Origin of the sequence: Curtobacterium sp. VKM Ac-2884 (genome assembly GCF_015350945.1) — a bacterium.
GTDB lineage: Bacteria > Actinomycetota > Actinomycetes > Actinomycetales > Microbacteriaceae > Curtobacterium.
On record NZ_JADKSA010000010.1, the window covers coordinates 1 to 1439 of the forward strand.

Sequence of the window (1439 nt, forward strand, 5' to 3'; positions counted from 1 at the left end):
AGTGACGGTACCTGCAGAAAAAGCACCGGCTAACTACGTGCCAGCAGCCGCGGTAATACGTAGGGTGCAAGCGTTGTCCGGAATTATTGGGCGTAAAGAGCTCGTAGGCGGTTTGTCGCGTCTGCTGTGAAATCCCGAGGCTCAACCTCGGGCTTGCAGTGGGTACGGGCAGACTAGAGTGCGGTAGGGGAGATTGGAATTCCTGGTGTAGCGGTGGAATGCGCAGATATCAGGAGGAACACCGATGGCGAAGGCAGATCTCTGGGCCGTAACTGACGCTGAGGAGCGAAAGCATGGGGAGCGAACAGGATTAGATACCCTGGTAGTCCATGCCGTAAACGTTGGGCGCTAGATGTAGGGACCTTTCCACGGTTTCTGTGTCGTAGCTAACGCATTAAGCGCCCCGCCTGGGGAGTACGGCCGCAAGGCTAAAACTCAAAGGAATTGACGGGGGCCCGCACAAGCGGCGGAGCATGCGGATTAATTCGATGCAACGCGAAGAACCTTACCAAGGCTTGACATACACCGGAAACGGCCAGAGATGGTCGCCCCCTTGTGGTCGGTGTACAGGTGGTGCATGGTTGTCGTCAGCTCGTGTCGTGAGATGTTGGGTTAAGTCCCGCAACGAGCGCAACCCTCGTTCTATGTTGCCAGCGGGTTATGCCGGGGACTCATAGGAGACTGCCGGGGTCAACTCGGAGGAAGGTGGGGATGACGTCAAATCATCATGCCCCTTATGTCTTGGGCTTCACGCATGCTACAATGGCCGGTACAAAGGGCTGCGATACCGTAAGGTGGAGCGAATCCCAAAAAGCCGGTCTCAGTTCGGATTGAGGTCTGCAACTCGACCTCATGAAGTCGGAGTCGCTAGTAATCGCAGATCAGCAACGCTGCGGTGAATACGTTCCCGGGCCTTGTACACACCGCCCGTCAAGTCATGAAAGTCGGTAACACCCGAAGCCGGTGGCCTAACCCTTGTGGAAGGAGCCGTCGAAGGTGGGATCGGTGATTAGGACTAAGTCGTAACAAGGTAGCCGTACCGGAAGGTGCGGCTGGATCACCTCCTTTCTAAGGAGCATCTGGCCTCGTGTGCCCTTCGGGGTGGGCGTGGTCCAGGCGCCGAGTAACCCGAACGTGGTTGCCGGTAGCTCATGGGTGGAACATTGACAGTGCAGTTGGGAGTGATGCTTCCGACCTCAGTACGCTCTGCTTGCAGGGTTGGGACGGGTCGGGGGTGGAGCTGCTGGCTGGTGCACGTTGTTGGGTCCTGAGGGACCAGGCTTCCTGCTGACATGAGAGTGTCTGGTGGGGGTTGGGCCTACGGGTCCTTCGTTGGGCCGCATGAAGCACTGTCACTGGACGGTGGGGAGTGTGGTGCCGATCGTATGTTGAGAACTACACAGTGGACGCGAGCATCTTTGATTCGCGTCATCCAATCG

Annotated in this window: 1 rRNA gene; it reads left to right on the plus strand. The window is 57.5% G+C overall.

The annotated features are described in order from the left end of the window. Nucleotides 1-1068: ribosomal RNA gene (locus tag ITJ60_RS18680) — 16S ribosomal RNA — on the plus strand; the annotation flags it as partial. Between the last annotated feature and the right edge of the window lie 371 nt (nt 1069-1439).